The sequence below is a fragment of the uncultured Paraglaciecola sp. genome, assembly GCF_913020055.1.
Classification (GTDB): Bacteria; Pseudomonadota; Gammaproteobacteria; order Enterobacterales; family Alteromonadaceae; genus Paraglaciecola.
In genome coordinates, this window is sequence record NZ_CAJWCF010000053.1 from 1 (window position 1) to 17,553 (window position 17,553).

18 protein-coding genes are annotated in these 17,553 nt (G+C 41.0%); 11 read left to right on the forward strand and 7 right to left on the reverse strand.

All coding sequences use genetic code 11. The annotated features are described in order from the left end of the window. On the forward strand, positions 1 to 117 hold a 117-nt coding region (locus tag QZ488_RS12485; protein ID WP_293749208.1), incomplete at its 5' end, for a cold shock domain-containing protein. Positions 118 to 444: 327 nt separating this feature from the next. Continuing rightward, complete coding sequence (locus QZ488_RS12490) at positions 445 to 2,397, forward strand: redoxin domain-containing protein (RefSeq protein ID WP_293749148.1); 1,953 nt, start codon at positions 445 to 447, stop codon at positions 2,395 to 2,397. A 117-nt stretch (positions 2,398 to 2,514) separates the two neighbouring features. Here QZ488_RS12490 and ansA read toward each other — a convergent pair whose 3' ends face one another. Continuing rightward, on the reverse strand, positions 2,515 to 3,522 hold the full coding sequence (gene ansA / locus QZ488_RS12495; RefSeq protein ID WP_293749149.1) for an asparaginase: 1,008 nt from the start codon (positions 3,520 to 3,522) through the stop codon (positions 2,515 to 2,517). A gap of 108 nt (positions 3,523 to 3,630) precedes the next feature. Between ansA and QZ488_RS12500 the strand changes: the two genes are divergently transcribed. Together QZ488_RS12500 and QZ488_RS12505 are read left to right on the forward strand one after the other, a co-directional pair. Continuing rightward, positions 3,631 to 4,959 (forward strand): M24 family metallopeptidase, encoded by a 1,329-nt coding sequence (locus tag QZ488_RS12500; RefSeq protein WP_293749151.1) that lies wholly within the window; start codon positions 3,631 to 3,633, stop codon positions 4,957 to 4,959. Between the two features lie 11 nt (positions 4,960 to 4,970). Then, a complete protein-coding gene (locus tag QZ488_RS12505) occupies positions 4,971 to 6,794 on the forward strand; it encodes a DUF885 family protein (protein WP_293749153.1) in 1,824 nt (607 codons plus the stop codon). Positions 6,795 to 6,949: 155 nt separating this feature from the next. Here the strand turns inward: QZ488_RS12505 and QZ488_RS12510 are convergent, their stop codons facing one another. After that, positions 6,950 to 7,975: an AraC family transcriptional regulator gene (locus tag QZ488_RS12510; RefSeq protein WP_293749155.1), complete on the reverse strand. Its 1,026-nt coding sequence runs from the start codon at positions 7,973 to 7,975 to the stop codon at positions 6,950 to 6,952. Positions 7,976 to 8,092: 117 nt separating this feature from the next. Here QZ488_RS12510 and QZ488_RS12515 point away from each other — a divergent pair, with 117 nt between their 5' ends. Both QZ488_RS12515 and QZ488_RS12520 read left to right on the forward strand, forming a co-directional pair. After that, positions 8,093 to 9,829 (forward strand): amidohydrolase family protein, encoded by a 1,737-nt coding sequence (locus QZ488_RS12515; RefSeq protein ID WP_293749157.1) that lies wholly within the window; start codon positions 8,093 to 8,095, stop codon positions 9,827 to 9,829. A 99-nt stretch (positions 9,830 to 9,928) separates the two neighbouring features. Then, positions 9,929 to 10,744, forward strand: a complete 816-nt coding sequence (locus tag QZ488_RS12520; protein WP_293749159.1) for an SDR family NAD(P)-dependent oxidoreductase — start codon at positions 9,929 to 9,931, stop codon at positions 10,742 to 10,744. Between the two features lie 389 nt (positions 10,745 to 11,133). Here the strand turns inward: QZ488_RS12520 and QZ488_RS12525 are convergent, their stop codons facing one another. Further along, a complete protein-coding gene (locus QZ488_RS12525) occupies positions 11,134 to 11,496 on the reverse strand; it encodes a hypothetical protein (RefSeq protein WP_293749161.1) in 363 nt (120 codons plus the stop codon). 301 nt (positions 11,497 to 11,797) lie between these two features. Between QZ488_RS12525 and QZ488_RS12530 the strand changes: the two genes are divergently transcribed. Then, complete coding sequence (locus QZ488_RS12530) at positions 11,798 to 13,309, forward strand: carboxypeptidase (RefSeq protein WP_293749163.1); 1,512 nt, start codon at positions 11,798 to 11,800, stop codon at positions 13,307 to 13,309. A gap of 120 nt (positions 13,310 to 13,429) precedes the next feature. Here QZ488_RS12530 and QZ488_RS12535 read toward each other — a convergent pair whose 3' ends face one another. Genes QZ488_RS12535 through QZ488_RS12545 form a run of 3 tightly spaced genes read right to left on the reverse strand, consistent with a single transcriptional unit; the run spans position 13,430 to position 15,000 of the window. Beyond that, positions 13,430 to 14,005: a hypothetical protein gene (locus QZ488_RS12535; protein ID WP_293749165.1), complete on the reverse strand. Its 576-nt coding sequence runs from the start codon at positions 14,003 to 14,005 to the stop codon at positions 13,430 to 13,432. Beyond that, complete coding sequence (locus QZ488_RS12540) at positions 13,933 to 14,253, reverse strand: hypothetical protein (protein ID WP_293749167.1); 321 nt, start codon at positions 14,251 to 14,253, stop codon at positions 13,933 to 13,935. The genes QZ488_RS12535 and QZ488_RS12540 overlap by 73 nt, the downstream gene beginning before the upstream one ends. Before the next feature lie 6 nt (positions 14,254 to 14,259). Further along, the gene (locus QZ488_RS12545) at positions 14,260 to 15,000 is read right to left on the reverse strand and encodes a dienelactone hydrolase family protein (protein ID WP_293749169.1); all 741 of its coding nucleotides are present in this window, start codon (positions 14,998 to 15,000) and stop codon (positions 14,260 to 14,262) included. Between the two features lie 182 nt (positions 15,001 to 15,182). Here QZ488_RS12545 and QZ488_RS12550 point away from each other — a divergent pair, with 182 nt between their 5' ends. The 4 genes from QZ488_RS12550 (at position 15,183) to QZ488_RS12565 (ending at position 16,675) form a co-directional block, all read left to right on the forward strand. Next, entirely contained in the window at positions 15,183 to 15,590 is a 408-nt protein-coding gene (locus QZ488_RS12550) for a hypothetical protein (protein WP_293749171.1), read from the forward strand. A 75-nt stretch (positions 15,591 to 15,665) separates the two neighbouring features. After that, positions 15,666 to 15,932: a hypothetical protein gene (locus QZ488_RS12555; RefSeq protein ID WP_293749173.1), complete on the forward strand. Its 267-nt coding sequence runs from the start codon at positions 15,666 to 15,668 to the stop codon at positions 15,930 to 15,932. A gap of 99 nt (positions 15,933 to 16,031) precedes the next feature. Further along, complete coding sequence (locus QZ488_RS12560; RefSeq protein ID WP_293749175.1) at positions 16,032 to 16,313, forward strand: pyrimidine/purine nucleoside phosphorylase; 282 nt, start codon at positions 16,032 to 16,034, stop codon at positions 16,311 to 16,313. A gap of 14 nt (positions 16,314 to 16,327) precedes the next feature. Beyond that, entirely contained in the window at positions 16,328 to 16,675 is a 348-nt protein-coding gene (locus QZ488_RS12565; RefSeq protein WP_293749177.1) for a Fis family transcriptional regulator, read from the forward strand. On the opposite strand, the gene QZ488_RS12570 is transcribed toward QZ488_RS12565, so the two are convergent. Then, complete coding sequence (locus QZ488_RS12570; RefSeq protein WP_293749179.1) at positions 16,672 to 17,544, reverse strand: peptidylprolyl isomerase; 873 nt, start codon at positions 17,542 to 17,544, stop codon at positions 16,672 to 16,674. The two genes, QZ488_RS12565 and QZ488_RS12570, sit on opposite strands and share 4 nt — an antisense overlap. Positions 17,545 to 17,553: the final 9 nt, after the last annotated feature.

Below are 17,553 nucleotides of genomic sequence, written 5' to 3' on the forward strand. Positions count from 1 at the left end.
CACTTCCGTGCTATCACAGGTACTGGCTTTAAAACTTTGGCCGAAGGTCAAAAAGTTGAGTTCACTGTAACTCAAGGCCAAAAAGGTCCTCAAGCTGAGAACATCGTAGTACTTTAATTATCAAATAATTAGAATTCTACAAAAAAAAGCAAACCTTAGGGTTTGCTTTTTTTATGTCTGGGATTTGATGAAATGTTAGAAAGTAGCTAGTTAGGTTCCGTTTACATTATTATTTGAGCTGAATAAATCGAACGGATTCGAACACACATTAAGTTGTTTGGTAGTCTGCAGACCGATTAGTTTTAGACACAAAGTGGACACTTGAGCAGCGCTACTATTTTCAAATGTTTTACCCTCTTGATTCCGCTATCGAGGCTTATTATTGAATAGAGCTGGTACATCGATTATCCTTTGTGTAATTATTATACCTTCTAGGAATCTTTGATGCGCTTTGTTGCTTTTTTTACTGCTTTGTTCATGTTGTTCAATGTTAGTGGATCTACAGTGGTAGATCGCGTTGAAAACTTCCGATTACTTGATCAAGAACATTCAGCCCATGAACTTTACTATCACAAGAATGCAAAGGCGGTAGTGCTCATGGTGACGATGAATGGTTGTCCTATAGTACGTAACCTGTTGCCAGACCTGCGAGAAATTCGTGCACAATTCGGTGATAACGTTGAATTCAAACTAATCAATTCAAGCCTGCAAGATACGTATAAGAGTATTCGTCAGGAAGTGGACGAATTTGCTTTTGATTTCCCTGTTTTGGTTGATGACACACAGTTGATTGGAGAGGTATTGGAGCTGGACAGAAGCGGCGAAGTACTGGTAATTGATACCAGTAACTGGAATGTAGTTTACCGTGGACCTGTGAATGATCGCGTGGGTTATGAAACACAACGCAACGATGCTAAAGAGCACTATCTTGCTGACGCGCTTACGGCCGTTATCGCTGGGCAACCAATTGCTGTGCCAAAGCGCCAGACGTTTGGCTGTCTTATCAATTTCCCTGAACGTCAACAAAAGGCGGCACACGCACAAATTAGTTATAAAAATACTATTGCGCCCATCCTGAAAGAACGTTGTGTTTCCTGTCATCTTCCAAACGGTATTGGTCCTTGGGCGATGACTAGTTATGAAATGATTAAAGGCTTTTCGCCGATGATCCGTGAAGTGCTCCGCACACGGCGAATGCCCCCTTGGGAAGTAGATACAAGTTTGGCAGAAATTCACAATGCGCGAGGGCTAACGCTGGAGGAGCGTAAAAAGCTTGTGCATTGGATTGAAGCCGGTTCGCCACGAGGTGAAGGGGAAGACCCACTGTTGGCTGTGAAGCCCCTTGAAAAAAGCTGGTCGCTAGGTGAGCCTGATTTAGTTGTTGAGGGACCTGCGTTTACAGTTCCCGCGACTGGCATTATCGAGTATCAATATCCGGCAATTGCCAACCCTTTGGATCGTGATGTATGGGTGCGGGCTGTCAGCATTCAGCCGGGTGAAACGAAGGCGGTTCACCATGTACTCATTGGCACCAGCGAGCAAGATATACCAAGAGGTGAACGGCGTTTGGATGCCGTGTTTAAAAACTACTTGATGGGCTATGCGCCAGGCGCTGAGTCGTATGTCTATCCGAAAGATACAGGAGTGTTGGTCAAAGCAGGAGGACAAATTCACCTACAAATACATTACACGGCATTCGGACGTGAGGCGACGGACGTCTCAAAAGTTGCTTTGTACTTTCATAATGAGCCACCAACCTACAACCTTAGGCAGCAAGTGGTGATTGGTTTAGATTTGCAGATCCCGCCGGGAGAAGCACGTCACGAGGAGCGTGCATACTTCGAGTTTGAGCAACCGGCTATTATTTATAGCTTGTTCCCCCACGCTCATTATCGTGGAGTAGAAACACGGTTTGACGTTCACTTACCAGATGGCAAGATTGAGCCGTTATTGCATGTGCCGCGTTATGATTTCAACTGGCAGCATTCTTACGCACTAGCGGAGCCGGTGAAAGTACCTGCAGGTGCCCGATTAGTGCATCGTACTGTGTATGACAATAGTACGGAAAATCCAGCTAACCCGGACGCTACGCGCAATGTGTCGTGGGGTCTACAGTCTGAGAATGAGATGCTTTATGGCGGATTCTTTTTTCGCTGGGAGAACGGCACGTCAGAAAAACCTGTACACGATGAACTGAATTTCCAGATTGCGCAGTTTTATGGTGCATTTGATGATGATTTCAGTGGTGGGTTGGAGCTTAATGAAATGCCTGGATGGATACGCAACGCTTTTGAAACTGGCCAATTAAGGCAATTTGATGCAAATAAAGACAATGTCTTGAGCCAATCTGAATATCGAGCCTTTGCTGAATATAGAGCTCAAGAAGCGAGGCGTTAAGCCACTGAGGAACACCTGGGCTTGTCCCTTGTTGATTGAAAACACAGGTGTGCCTCAATATTAATGACACTTATTTTATTGATTTTTTGATACTCATTTTTATGCTGACTGGTATTACTATTCAGTCAACTCACCGCGCAAGTTGGTAATGAGTTGGCGTTTAATATGATTTGTTGGCATGCCTTTACTGAGTAAATAATGTAATTTGGCCAAAGCCGCTTCTGGGGTCATATCTTGGCCTGACACTACGCCTACTTCTCGCAACACGTGACCGTTTGCATAACCACTCATATTCACTTTACCGCGCATACATTGGGTACAATTTAAAACGATAATACCTTGTTGGTCTGCAATGGATAATTGTTTCAATAGACTAGCGTTCTGTGGCGCGTTGCCCACTCCAAAACTAAGTAGAATTAACGCTTTAACCGGTTGTTGTAAGGTGTTTTTAATCACGTCAGTGCTGATGCCTGGGTACAAGGTTACTATGCCTATTGGTTGTGATTCAATTTGACTTACATGCAGGTTTTTACTGCTGTCTATGCCCAATAGGTCTTTGTTAACTTCAATGTTAATCCCAGCAGTCAGTAACGCAGGAAAATTCGGCGAACCAAATGCGTTAAATCCATCCGCATCAAGTTTACGGCTGCGGTTACCTCTAAATAGTTGGTTATTGAAAAACAGTGTGACTTCAGCGATAGGGTAGTTAGCAGCAATATATAAGGCATTGAGTAGATTCACCTGACCATCAGAGCGCAATTGGGCTAGGGGGATTTGCGAACCTGTGACAATGACCGGTTTGCCTAAGTCTTCAAGCATAAACGACAACGCAGAGGCGGTATACGCCATTGTATCTGTGCCATGTAGAATAATAAAACCATCATATTGCTGATAGTTTTGTTGGATATCATTGGCGATTTGTTGCCAATCAGAGGGATCCATATCAGACGAGTCAATCAAATTGTCGTATTCGTGGATGGTGAAATTGGGCATTTCGCTACGATGAAACTCGGGCATATTGGCCAAAGTTTCAGATAGAAACCCCGCTGCTGGTATAAAACCTTGCGATGAGGGGCGCATGCCAATGGTGCCGCCAGTGTATGCTACATAGATGTGTTTTTTCATTTTGATATTTTATTATTATTTTTAGTTACTGTAACGCTTGTTCTCGAATTTGACCAATAATTCCATTAAGTTAGAGGCCGAAAATTTGATTCAGGTGAAGTAATAGTGATGAAACCTAAAATAGCAGGATTTTTGTTATTCATTTTTAGTGTCAATGCCTTTGCACAGCCAAATGTATTGCCTATGCGCGAGCGAGCGACGCTTATTAATCAGATATTAGATGATAGGTTACAAAACTTATTACCAAGCTTGATGCGCCGTGAAGGCATCGATATGTGGGTCTTAATATCACGAGAATATAATGAAGATCCGATTCTAAAAACCATGCTGCCGGCTAACTGGCTGTCGGCCAGAAGACGCACAATTCTAGTACTTTTTGATCCCGGCGAAGGTAAACCAATCGAACGGTTAGCCGTTGCAAGGTATGCGGTGGACAGTCTATTTAAAAAATCTTGGGATAAAGAAAAACAACCTAATCAATGGGACAGCCTTGTCAAATTGATCAAACAAAAACAACCCAAGAAAGTGGCGATTAATAAATCCGAACATTTTGCATTAGCAGACGGAATTACCGCCACAGAATACGAGGAGTTTAGTCAAGCGTTAGGAAAGCAAAGTAGCACTGGGCTTGTATCGTCGGAAAAGCTGGCCATTGCTTGGTTAGAAACCCGTAGCGAAATGGAAATGCAACTATACCCTAATTTAATTAAGTTAGGACATCAGGTAATAGCCCAAGCATTTTCCAATCACGTTGTTAAGCCGGGCGTAACGACTACTGATGATGTTGTGTGGTGGCTCAGGGAAAGGGTCTTAGATTTAAGGTTACAAACTTGGTTTCATCCCACTGTTTCATTGCAGCGTTCAAACGTTGATAAATTTGATCATTTAGCGGCATTTAGTAAACGTCCTGATGCACAAATTATTATGCCTGGCGATCTATTACATATGGACTTTGGTTTAACTTATTTACGCCTTAATTCAGATCAGCAGCAACATGCTTATGTGCTTAAACCAAATGAAACAGATGCGCCAGAGTATCTAAAAAAAGCCTTGGCCAATGCTAATCGACTACAAGATATTTTTATTGCTAACTTTAAACAGGGCCGCACCGGTAACGAAGTGTTACAAATATCTCGCCAACAAGCGGTAAAAGAAGGCATAAAACCTTCAATTTATACCCATCCTATCGGTTATCATGGACATGCTGCAGGTACTACTTTAGGCATGTGGGATTCCCAAGGTGGGGTGCCCATTCAAGGAGACTACCCATTACATTTCAACACGGCTTATTCCATTGAACTCAATGCCGCGACTTTTATCCCAGAGTGGAAAAAAGAAATCCGTATCATGCTTGAAGAAGAAGCTTACTTTGACCAATCTGGTGTTAATTATCTTGATGGTCGGCAAACTCAATTTCACTTAATAAAATCAGAATAAAGAGACAGATAATGAATAGAAAACGCCTTACTCTTGCCATCGCGTTGTCACTGGGACTCGTTGCTTGTAATCAGTCAAATACAGCACAAACACAAAACACAGAAAAAACTAGTGTTACAGCAAGCGTATCCGAGTCTGAGAAAGCCAATGCGCTATTTAAAGCATATTTTGCTGAAAGTATGCAGATGAATCCTATTTATGCGACTTACGTAGGGGTAAACGATTATAACGACCGATTTAGCCCGCCAATCAATGCGCAAAACCTTGCTTTGTCTTTGGCTTTTGAAGAAAAATATTTAGCCAAGATAAAAGACATAGATGCATCAGCTCTAAATGGGCAAGACTTATTAAGTTATGAAATATTTTTACGCGACAGAGAAATAGCCATAAAAGGCGCACAATTTCCTGGACATCTTGTGCCAATCCACCAAATGGGTGGCGCACATACATTTTTTGCCTCTCTTGGCTCAGGTCAAAGTGCCCAGCCTTTTAACACAGCAGATGATTACCGTAATTTTATCAGTAGAGCAGACGGTTTTGCGACTTACATGGATAGCGCGATAGTGGCCATGAAAGAAGGCATAGAGAAGTCTATTGTGTTACCTAAACCTTTGATTGAAAAAGTGTTACCGCAATTGCAGGTGCATATACTTGATGATGTAACCCAAAGTGTTTTTTATACTCCATTAGAAACGCTTAAAAAAAATGAAAGTATTGCAGACGCAGACAAACAACAAATTACTCAGGATTACATAGCGGCAATCAAGGATGTAATTATTCCTGCCTATTCCCGAGTGCATCAATTTATGCAGGACAGTTATTTACCAAATGGTCGCGATACCTTCGGTTTAGCTGACTTACCTAAAGGTAAAGCATGGTATGAGTATCGAATAGAAACCAATACCACCTTGCCTTTGACTGCTGAAGAAATTCACACTTTTGGTCAACAAGAAGTAGCACGTATTCTAGCTGAAATGACCAAGGTAAAAGAAACCGTTGGTTTTGCAGGTGACTTACCAGCCTTTTTTGAATTTTTGCGCACCGATGATCAATTTTTCTTTGAATCAGAGCAAGCTTTGATTGAGGGTTATACCCAAGTAAAAGAAAAAATTGATAGCCGTTTACCATTACTATTTGACGTGTTCCCTAAAGCTGATTACGAAGTAAGGGCTGTAGAGGCTTTTCGTGCAGCATCATCGGCAGGAGCAAGTTATCAAAGCCCAGCGCCAGATGGCTCTAGGCCTGGCATTTTTTATATCAATGCTTATAACTTAAAAGCCCAACCTAAATACCTGATGGAAACCTTAAGCGTGCACGAAGCCGCACCTGGTCATCATTTCCAAATAGCTATTCAACAAGAAGTCGATAGTTTGCCCGATTTTCGTAAATTTGGTGGATACACAGTATTTTCCGAAGGGTGGGCGCTATACGCAGAAAGTTTAGGTAAAGAAATGGGCTTATTTACTGACCCCTACATGTGGTACGGACGATTATCAGACGAACAACTTCGCGCCATGCGTTTAGTAGTCGATACTGGTTTGCACGCATTTGGCTGGAGTAGACAAAAAGCCATCGACTTTATGACAGACAATTCGTCTCTTGCTTTAACCGACATCGAAGCTGAAGTAGAACGTTATATTGCAATAGGCGGACAAGCTGTGAGTTACAAAGTCGGTCAACGACATATTCGTATGCTCAGAAATAAAGCGCAAGAAGCCTTAGGTGAAAAATTTGATGTGAAAAAATTCCACACCCAAATCCTGATAGATGGTGCATTGCCTATGCCCATACTTGAAGCGAAAATTGACAGATGGATTGAATCGCAAAAAAGCTAAGATTAGGCTAGGGAGCTAAACATGGACGTTTGGCTTCTTAGTAATTAAAAGTGTTTTCGTTAGACACTTTGAGTGAGCAAAGTCATCACTTTGTACTTGTTGATTGAGCTGTGATTGGGCACTTTACAATTTTGGGAAGCTATATATTTTTCGATTTAGCGTTTTGATAGCTTCAATTTACGCCACTGCAAGGGGGACAGTCCTGCTTCTTGTTTAAATGCCTTTGAAAAAGCACTTATGTCGCTGTAGCCCAGTATTTCGGATAACAGGGTGACATCCATTGAGCTGGCTGCAAGATGCCAGTATGCAGTTTTTATACGCACTTCTTTTAATATGCTTTTGAAGCTTAGATGCTTAGCTTTTAACTTTCGTTGAAGGGTGCGTTTGTTGGTGTTTAATAATCGAGCGACGTTTTCCAGGTTTATCCCCTGGATACCCAGCGTTTGTAAGATGATAGTAGTGATTTGCCGCTCGATATCATCACCATATTGTAACAGTGTTTTTGAGAGACCCTGCTCAAGGGCATGTTTGTTATCTGTTGTTAGACCCAGCAATGGGTAATTCAGATAATGACGTTTTACCACAAGACGATCATGTTCTTGATTGAATAATACCTCGCAGCCAAATAACCTTTTGTACACAGATATTTGTGAAATAGGGGCATGAGCAAATTCCAGTTGCTCTATTTTTACCGAGCCTTTAACTATGCTTTTAATCAGCTTTAAACACACGCCAAAAGAGAGTTCTTTAAATTGCCTGGCGTGGCTGACGTCTTGTGAGACACTCAAGCGCTCTATATAGGCAAATTCGCCTTCTTCATGCAGTCGCCAATACTCCGCTTGACTATGCACTGCAATGTATCGCTGGGTGCTGGTCAAGACTTCTCTTACATTTTTACAATGCAACATAAGCAAGCCAAGGCTACCTAAGGCGTGGACATTCTGGTTTATGCCAAGTCTCAGGCCAAAATCAGGGCAATTGAGTTGCTCAGCACTTAGCTCCAACAACTTAACCATGACATTGAAAGGGATCATGGTATCCGGCGCATCTAAATCTTGTCTGCTTAAACCACAGTCAGCTAAAATCGATGGTGTGTCACCTTTTAGTGCCTTCACTTGCTGTTCATAACCCGCTAGGGCGCCGCTTCTAATTAAGTACTGCTGTTTCACGTCATGGGGCAAACATTTGCTAAAGAGTGCAATATCTTGATGCAGCTGTCGTTAAATGACAAGAAGTGTTGTTTTGTTCGGGATAATCTAATCACACTGAGTGGGAAATCGCAGGTAGGTGAGCTTGAAATGAAGTACGACATAATTATAAAAGGCGGTCGCTATTTTGATGGCAGCGGCGAGTCTTCATCGTTGCAGAATGTCGCCATTAAAGATGGCAAAATCGCTTTAGTCACGGCAAAAAACATTGACCAAGCCGATTCAAAAGAGCTGATTGATGCCCAAGGTCAATGGGTAACACCGGGGTTTTTGGATACGCATACTCATTACGACTCAGAGTTAATTGTGAGCCCAGGCTTGAGCGAGTCTGTGCGCCATGGGGTAACCACTGTGTTAGTGGGAAGCTGTTCATTGAGTATGATCTGTAGCGATACCGAAGATGCTTCGGACATCTTTACCCGAGTGGAGACCGTTCCCCGTGAAAAAGTACTGCCTATTCTGCAAAAGTATAAAACATGGAGCACGCCAAAAGATTGGGTGAAGTTTATAAAGAAACAGCCAATGGGCCCTAATGTCATAAGCTTTCTTGGGCATAGTGATATGCGAGTGGGCAGTATGGGTCTGCAGCGGGCAACGGACTTGAATATCGTCCCGAGCGAATCAGAAATGCAGAGTATGGAAGGGGCTTTAAAAGAGGCCTTAGATGAAGGTTTCTTAGGTTTATCCACCATGTGTTTAAAGTGGGATAAGGTGGACGGTGACCGCGAATGGTCCAAAAGTTTGCCAAGTACTTATGCTAAATGGAAAGAGGTGTCCCGTCTAAATAAACTTGTACGTCAATATGATCGGGTTCATCAGGGGGCGCCCAATGCGGCTGCGGCTCTTCAGATAAATCAATATATGCGGGAATCCATGGGTATCTTTAAGAAGCGCTTAAAAACCACTTTGATCAGCCGTATGGATCTAAAAGGCAGTGTATTTCTAAGTAAGATCACAAATATGGCGGCCAAGGTGACAAACTTTTTTAATGGTGACTTTCGCTGGCAAGTCTTACCCACGCCTTTCACTGTCTATGCCGATGGCATTGATGTGGTCTTTTTCGAAGAATTCGGTGCCGGTGAATTAGCCTTAGATTTGAAGGATGCGGTAGAGCGAAACAATCTGCTTCAAGATGAAAAGTACCGTCGTGATTTTAGAAAATTCTACGGTGAAAAACTAAGCCCTCGGGTTTGGCAGCGAGACTTTAGTGATGCCATCATTTTAGATTGCCCCGATCAAAGCCTTGTCGGTAAAAATTTTGCTGAAGTAGCGCAGCATCATAATGTGCATGTGGTGGATTTATTCCTTGATTTAGTCGTTGAGCACGGCAAGAAACTACGCTGGGTTACAACTGTGGGTAATCACCGGAAACATGTTTTAAAAGACATGGTTAAAGATCAAAAGTCTCTCATTACTTTTAGTGATGCTGGTGCCCATATTCGTAACATGGCGTTTTATAATTTGCCATTAAGAATGCTTAAGCTGGTGAATGAAAGCATCGAAGAAGGCGAGCCAATGATGAGCATAGAAAAAGCGGTATGGAGGATGACAGGCGATCAGGCTGATTGGTTTGGCATTGATGCGGGTCACATCCGTGTTGGTGACCGTGCTGATGTGGTCATATTAGACCCAAAGGGCTTTAATCAGAACCTTGAAGATGTGCATTGGGGCGAGATGGAAAATTTTGGCCTTCAGCGTTTAGTTAATCGTAACCCAGGATTGGTCAAATACGTGCTGATCAACGGAAAAATAGCGGTGGAAAATGAAATCTTAAGATCCGAGCTTGGCCAAGCGTTGGGCTTTGGTACATTCCTGCCTGCTCGATAGTTTGCATTGCAGGTAGCATTTATGCCTAATGATTGCAGTGGAAAAATGGTCAGGCAAGCTCAGTAAAATAAAAGCAGTTAAACAAGAGCAGTAAAATTAATGAAGTTTAAAAATGTGTTGGTCACAGGTGGCTCCAGTGGTATTGGACTGGATTTAGCTAAAGCTTATGTGAAGCAAGGTGCTAATGTCGTGTTGCTTGCCCGTAATCAAAGCCGTTTAGAGGATGCTGTAAAAGCATGTACTACATTGTGTTTACGGGCTGATCAAAAAGTAATGGCATGTAGTGTTGATGTGGGCGATAGCGAAGCACTTAATCAATCGGTTCAGGATATTAAAAATAAAATAGGCACCTTGAATTTAATTATCCTAAGTGCTGGCATTGTGCAAAGTGTCAGGTTTATGGAACAAAGCGATCAAGACTTTAATGACATTATGCGCACCAATGTGGTGGGTAGTCGCGCAGTGGCGAAGGCGTTTTTACCGGATATGATCAAACAAGGAAAAGGACAGCTTTGTTTTGTTAGCTCACTAGGCGGACTAATTGCCACTTATGGATATAGTGCATACAGCGCGTCTAAGTTTGCCGTAATTGGCATGGCGGGAGCATTACGACAGGAGCTATATACCTCCGGAGTCGGAGTATCGGTCTTATGTCCGCCGGAAGTTGATACGCCCATGGTGGCCAAAGAAGCGGCGCACATTTTGCCTGAAACCCGCTTTGTGAAAAATCTGGGCGGCCTATTGAGCACCGCGTCCGTGACAAAAGCAAGCCTCAAAGGTCTAAGTAAAAACCAATTTATTATCCTGCCGGGCCTCAAGGGGAAGATGTCTTATATGCTAGCCCGTTATGTGCCAAAAACCTTTAGCTGGTTGATGCAAAAGCTCGTTGATCAGGCTAGTAAGTTTATAAAATAGAAACGGGTAGAAGTTTAAAGCAACGGGGGCAGAGTCTTCTTATCATGAGCTCATCAATTGTACATGCCTGAAAATCTGCAGGGCCCGAGACGTTGATTCATCGAATCCTCAACGGCCGGTTATGGCACAAATGACTCAGTCAGTTCTTCAGGTGCACCAAATATAGTGACTAAAAATCTCTAGATATGACTTTCTAGTGGGTAGGTTTTTGAATTCATCCATCAATTGACTAAACAGCTTGTCCTCTATTTAAGATATAGATGATTAGTGGCTAGTTGAGGAAACGTTGTGACAGACTATTTAAAAATTTGTTTTATAACTTTATCTCAAGGGTTTATTGTTTGTATTAGATGAATTCAAGAATGGTAAATTATGCTGGTTTGAGCGATTTACATTGTTCCACATAGGTTTTGGAAATCTGCTTTTATCACTTCAAAGTTGACTTTATTAGAGTCAAATCTATCTGACACCTCAGCTGAAAAGTCTCCCCCTAAAAAATAGGGGTAGCCAAGAGCATAGTTAGTCATACGATAGACCTTATCAATATTATGCTCGTGTAAGGTTACAAATCTCCTGTAGCCTGGGGTGTTGCAATGTTTAACGTGTTCGATAAGCAATAATTCTGTGATGACTATTTCCATGTTCAAATCGAGAATTTTATTCTTAAATGCATGCCTGTCAGAAATATACTGACCAGATATAAAAGCGACAGTGAGTAAAATAATAAATAGGCTTAACTTCAATATTTTCATTTTTGCATGGGTCGTGTTGTCGCGATGGCAGTCCTCTATATGTGTTTAATTATTCCACAAAGCAAGGTGCTATCCTTAATTTTTCTAGCTGAATTTATTTCATAGTATGATGAAATAAATCGGGAAAGTTTATCTCAAAATGGGTGTCTGCTTTATCTTTAGTCTAGGAATTTAAAATAGTAGTTGGCAGTCAATCCAAATATAACTGTATTCAACGGAATTTCTCTGACAGCTATTTGTTTATACTTTATGATTGTTTTACAAAACAATAAGAAAATAACTTTTATATTAAGGGTATAAAATGATCTTTAAAAAACTCATTCATTTCACTTTCCTCATAACATGTCTTACCTCTTTCGCTTATGCTGAAAATGAGCGTAAGTTAGAAGTAGACACAAAAAATCTTACAAAACACACGACAAAAATTAACGGTAAGAAAATTAGCTATACCGCGACTACTGGAACTCAACCGGTATGGGACGAAGAAGGTAATCCTACAGCCAGCTTATTTTATACTTACTATCAACGTAGTGATGTAAAAGATGGCAGCACACGCCCTTTACTCATTTCCTTTAACGGCGGTCCTGGTTCAGCTTCAGTTTGGATGCATGTTGCCTACACAGGGCCGAGGATATTGAATGTTGATGATGAAGGTTATCCATTGCAACCTTACGGTGTAAAAACCAATCCTTATTCAGTATTAGATGTAGCAGATATTGTTTTTGTAAACCCAGTTAATACCGGTTATTCCCGTGTATTGCCCGATAAAGAAGGCAAAATGCCATCAAAAGATAAACAAAAGGAAATGTTTTTCGGCGTTAACGCAGACGTGAAATACTTAGCCGATTGGATTACTACTTTTGTTTCTCGCAATGATCGCTGGCGTTCACCTAAATATTTAATTGGTGAAAGCTACGGTACCACTCGTGTTTCAGGTTTAGCGTTAGAATTACAATCACGTCAATGGATGTATGTGAATGGTGTGATTTTAGTGTCACCAACAGATATAGGCATAAAGCGTGAAGGACCAGTAAAAGCAGCAAATCGTTTACCCTATTTCGCTGCAGCGGCTTGGTATCACAATGCGTTAGAAAAGAGCCATCAAAATAAACCATTATTAACACTACTTCCTGAAGTTGAAGCATTTACCATTAATCAATATTTACCTGCATTAGCAAAAGGAGCCTTTATTAGTGAGCAAGAAAAACAATCGATCGCTCAACAAGTTGCTCAATATTCAGGTCTATCAAAACAAGAAGTTTTACGTAGCAACCTAGACATTAGTAATTCCTACTTTTGGAAAGAGTTATTGCGCGATAGAGAGTTAACAATTGGCCGATTAGATTCTAGGTATTTAGGTATAGATAAAAAAGCAACGGGTTCTAGGCCTGACTATAATGCAGAGTTAACTTCTTGGTTACACAGTTTTACGCCGGCAATAAACTATTATCTAAGAGAAGAACTTAACTACAAAACTGATATTAAATACAACATGTTTGGTAATGTTCACCCTTGGGATCGTTCAGATAATAATACCGGTGAAAATTTACGTTTAGCCATGGCTGAAAACCCCTATTTAAACGTGATGATTCAGTCTGGCTATTTTGATGGTGCGACAAATTACTTTGACGCAAAATATACTATGTGGCAATTAGATCCGAGTGGCAAAATGAAAGACCGTTTATCATTTAAAGGTTATCAAAGTGGCCATATGATGTACCTTCGCCGTGAAGATTTAAAAACATCAAATGATGATATTCGCCACTTTATGGAAAAAACCCTGCCTAATAAAGAACAAGCCGCTAAATATTAAAATAGCCCAGCTTTAGACTTACAATGAATAGTAAGAAAAAAGGGTAGCCTAAATTGGCTACCCTTTTTTTAGGTGATGATGGATATAATTAATCAAGGGAGCAATATACCTAAGTTTAGACTATTGATTAAAAACCTCAGGATACAACTCTCTAGCAGGTCGGTTTTTGAACTCATCCAGTAATTCAGCGAACAGCTTACCCTTTATCATTCCATCAAGTGAGGCGAATACTTCTTCTACATTATGGTCTAGTGCACGACAACAATCTTGATAGAGGCTGATCAGTTGGGGCAAACTAATTTGATGTTGTTTTTGCAATTTGTTATCTGCCAAGACAAAAAAGTACGCGCTGCCCCAATAAGCAGCAGGGTATTGCTTATTGTCCATCAGCCTTGTGGCAATAGACTTTGCCGTTAAGTCACTGTTAAACCAACGTAAGTGAACAGTGATTTTTTTATGATAATTCTCAGCTAAATCACCTTTTAATACCCCTGCTTGCGCCATAATTTGGTATTGCATATAACTGGCAAAACCTTCTGATAACCAACGGTATTCTGGGCCTAAGTATGGCAGCGCCATATGGGCTAATTCATGATAAATAGTCCAGTCATCGACAAATTTTGTCAGACCAAAACGAGCATCAACATGAAAATGTACGCTGCCTTTTCCATCTCGCCTTGTGTAGGCCCAAGGCACAGGTTGATTGGACTTTCTAGGGTACAGATGTAATGAAAGAGGAGTGGGTAAATGCCTAACGTAGCGCGTGTGGCATTCACGCCTTGGGTTAACCAACTCTCTAGTAATGTGGCGTGATCTTCTTTAAAGGCAGATAAACCATGCACACTAAATTGGTCTTCTGTGACCGCGCTGCAGTGCAGTGGATAAAACACTAACAATAAACAGATATTTAGTTTAAGCCATGTTTGTGCAAAATAATCGGTCATGTTTGGTTATAAGCGCAAAGTATTGTGAAAAAAATCAATCGCCATTTTGTACATCTGTAAGGCTATGGCTGCATCGTACCTGTCGCCTTCATCACGCATAAATGCATGTTGGGCGTTGACTTCATGCCAACTGAAATCGCATTCATTTTGACTCAATGTTTGATGGATCAGTAAACGACCTTCTGCTGGCACATGAGGGTCTTGTTTACCAAAAACTAACACCATAGGGCAATGAATATCGCTACTTCTGGTTAAAGAGTCATTGCCTTCATCGCAAGGTAAAGTGTTTGAATGCACATCGGTAGGGTATAAACAAAAAGCTCCGGCAACTTGTTTGTTTAATGCCGCTCTAAATGCAAGGTGCCCGCCGATACAGACTCCCATTACACCAACTTTGCCAGTGCAGTATGTTTGTTGCTGAATAAAGTCACACATAGCCTGAGTATCTGAATCATGATGCCCTAGTGGCTTAGCAAATTTATCTGCGTTGCCTTTGTCTTTACCAACATCGTCATATGCCAGCACAGTGCCCAGTGGATTCAACTCGTGGAATATTTCTGGTACTAATACTACAAAACCATGGCCAGCCAATATTTGCGCACTACGAGTGATGGGACTGGTTTGTTGAAATATCTCTGAGTAGAAGATAATAGCCGGATATTTCCCTTCTTTTGAAGGACGAAATACCGATGTACGCATTAAACCAGTTTCAGTTTGAATATCTTTGACCTGATGCTGAATAATCATGTTTTTCCTTTATGTGTCTTACAAATTCAGACCAGTGTTAACGTAGACCTGAATTAGTTAAATTCTATTGCTTGTATTTTATTAATCTGCCTACACTTAACCTACTATGAAAGTCGTATATTTCAATAATCTATGAATCCTAGGTTCGGTAAAGTTTTGGCGTTATTTTTGCCGCCTGCTTTTTGGCTCTACAGTTTCATCCTGTCGGTGATACTCAGTTAGAACAGAATGCTAAACAAATCTTTCATATTGAAGAAGTCAGTACAAGTGTAATAGATAAGCGTATTGATAATAGTTTTATCTATGCTCAAGTTTTCCAATCAAAACAAGCTTATTTATCCCATCAAAACACCGAAGTTAAGCAGCAACGCCAATTTCTTGGGGCAATAGAGCGACAAGTAGAGCATGCGTTTCGACAGTTTATGCACGAATGTCTCGCTGCTATTTGCCAGGATTACCAAGACAAGGTAACCACAACCTTCAACTCTCTGCAGAAACTAAAGCTCTCTTTTGAGTTCGATTCTATTTTAATCTCAAACCGGGTACTGGTTCACTCTCATGAATCTGACTCACAAATATCTCTTAGTTAAAAATTTTTAATCGGTAAATACCTTTTGCCAAATATTAAAACTGAATTTCAGTTAACTAATTTATTGAGAGATTTGATGGATACTTTAATTATTTTATTGCATGTGATGAAGCCTTGGTTGAGCTTTTTGGCTTTTATTTACCTATGTATAAAAATGACAGGCTGGGCTAAAAACAGGAAAGCAGGGGCTATCGCCTTTGGCTTGTTCTTTCAAATGATCCTGCCTGATCCTTGTGCTCAAAGCACAATAGAAGCAGTGGTAGAGCGAAAGCAGGAAGTGAAAAAACAACAAGAAGGCAATAAAACGCCGAAAGACGAGAATGACACGCTGGACTTACCCTAGTTCTTTTACTTCTAAATTAGGCTTTCTTGGTGGCTTTTCTATCGACGCAAAACTGATAGATTAGCCGCTAATTAAAATGAATAAGATTTAAGGCATGTTATGTTTGAAGTAAATGAGTATTTTGAAGGCAAAGTGAAGTCTATCGCGTTTGATACTGACACCTTGCCTGCAACTATTGGTGTAATGGCCGCGGGTGATTATGAGTTTGGTACTAGTCAGTTTGAAACTATGAAAGTTGTTAGTGGAGCGCTAATTGTACAATTGCCTGGTAGCGAACAATGGCAAACATTTGGGCAAGATGAACAGTTTACGGTTGAGGCGAATCAAAGCTTCAAAGTGCAAGTCAAAAGTAATACTGTTTATTTATGTACCTATGGTTAATCGTTTGCTAAGTCATGAATAAAACAGTCAAAAAATTAGACAATAATGTAGTCAAAGCATTAACGATTGCCTGCGAAATGGCTAAACAAGATACAGTTGGTTTTGAGTGGTTAACCCACTCTGCCAACTATTCCAATTTCCCAGCAAGTTTAGTGATCACTTGTGTATTGGACAATCAACAATCATTAGACACTATGTTAGCTAGTCAAGATGATGAAAGGGTGCGTAAACTCATTCAAAAGCAGTTATTAAAAGCCGGTATTTTATTAAAAGATGTACGTAGACACGTCTTTTTTGACACCGAGCAAGCCTGCATGTCTCAAAATGGTGGAGATTGGACGTCAAGGCTTAGAAAAAATTAATCTGCTTTTAGCACTTGAGTATCCGCACCAGCTAACCTAGTTTTCAATTGGTAATAACAGACATCTAAGTTGCCATTGCCTTTAAAATGAAAGAACTCGTTGTCTAATGTTTTAGCGCTAGCTAACCGCTTGGCTACTTGCGTTGAGTTTTGGTGTTGAATTTCAATGTGCAGTCTCTTTTGTGGGCTGATATCCTTTGCTAGTTTTGCCCAGAGTATTTTGCTGCGTTTAGTCTCATCTTCGATTACACCACTGGCATTATTCATATTGGCCCGTTGTAGTGCTTGTAATGCTGGCATGCCATAAATTACACGGCCAATGGTGCTCATATTTCTATCTAAATGGCGGGTAGCTTGACCAATCACTATATAAAACTCGGTACTGGCTGAGTCGGCGTCAACACCTCTGGCAAATGCCACTGCTCCAGGACAATGTAACAGCCATTGTTGTTTGGCTTGAAGATCTTGTCCTGCAGCAAAACCATTTAAGTAGCCGGTTTGTGGGGCAATAAAATCGGGGGATTGCACTAGCTTAAAGTTTGAATCTAATGGGATAGGGCGGCTAAACTCAGCTTTTAATAGTGCCTTTTTTTTACTTGGCTTTTGTTCCGACATGTCACCTGCTTGTGCGACAAAGCCATCTATCACCCGATAAAAATCTAAACCATCGTAAAACCCTTCTGCTACCAGTGCTTTAAATCGCGCTACATGTTTTGGCGCCATAAATGGTGCAAGTTCGATGATGACAGTACCCGTTTCGAGTTCAATATAGATGAGGTCTTCAGATACTGGAGCACGCCATTCTTGTTGGGCGTGAATGCAAAACGTTGTTAATAACAGCAAAAAAACACAAGCAAGTCGGGTTGTCATAGTGTGGCC

Excerpts from the sequence above, each read along its gene's own strand:
- QZ488_RS12490 (WP_293749148.1), top strand. The coding sequence starts at position 445 with ATGCGCTTTGTTGCTTTTTTTACTGCTTTGTTCATGTTGTTCAATGTT.
- ansA (WP_293749149.1), bottom strand. The coding sequence starts at position 3,522 with ATGAAAAAACACATCTATGTAGCATACACTGGCGGCACCATTGGCATG.
- QZ488_RS12500 (WP_293749151.1), top strand. The coding sequence starts at position 3,631 with ATGAAACCTAAAATAGCAGGATTTTTGTTATTCATTTTTAGTGTCAAT.
- QZ488_RS12505 (WP_293749153.1), top strand. The coding sequence starts at position 4,971 with ATGAATAGAAAACGCCTTACTCTTGCCATCGCGTTGTCACTGGGACTC.
- QZ488_RS12515 (WP_293749157.1), top strand. The coding sequence starts at position 8,093 with ATGAAGTACGACATAATTATAAAAGGCGGTCGCTATTTTGATGGCAGC.
- QZ488_RS12520 (WP_293749159.1), top strand. The coding sequence starts at position 9,929 with ATGAAGTTTAAAAATGTGTTGGTCACAGGTGGCTCCAGTGGTATTGGA.
- QZ488_RS12525 (WP_293749161.1), bottom strand. The coding sequence starts at position 11,496 with ATGAAAATATTGAAGTTAAGCCTATTTATTATTTTACTCACTGTCGCT.
- QZ488_RS12530 (WP_293749163.1), top strand. The coding sequence starts at position 11,798 with ATGATCTTTAAAAAACTCATTCATTTCACTTTCCTCATAACATGTCTT.
- QZ488_RS12540 (WP_293749167.1), bottom strand. The coding sequence starts at position 14,253 with ATGACCGATTATTTTGCACAAACATGGCTTAAACTAAATATCTGTTTA.
- QZ488_RS12545 (WP_293749169.1), bottom strand. The coding sequence starts at position 15,000 with ATGATTATTCAGCATCAGGTCAAAGATATTCAAACTGAAACTGGTTTA.
- QZ488_RS12555 (WP_293749173.1), top strand. The coding sequence starts at position 15,666 with ATGGATACTTTAATTATTTTATTGCATGTGATGAAGCCTTGGTTGAGC.
- QZ488_RS12560 (WP_293749175.1), top strand. The coding sequence starts at position 16,032 with ATGTTTGAAGTAAATGAGTATTTTGAAGGCAAAGTGAAGTCTATCGCG.
- QZ488_RS12565 (WP_293749177.1), top strand. The coding sequence starts at position 16,328 with ATGAATAAAACAGTCAAAAAATTAGACAATAATGTAGTCAAAGCATTA.
- QZ488_RS12570 (WP_293749179.1), bottom strand. The coding sequence starts at position 17,544 with ATGACAACCCGACTTGCTTGTGTTTTTTTGCTGTTATTAACAACGTTT.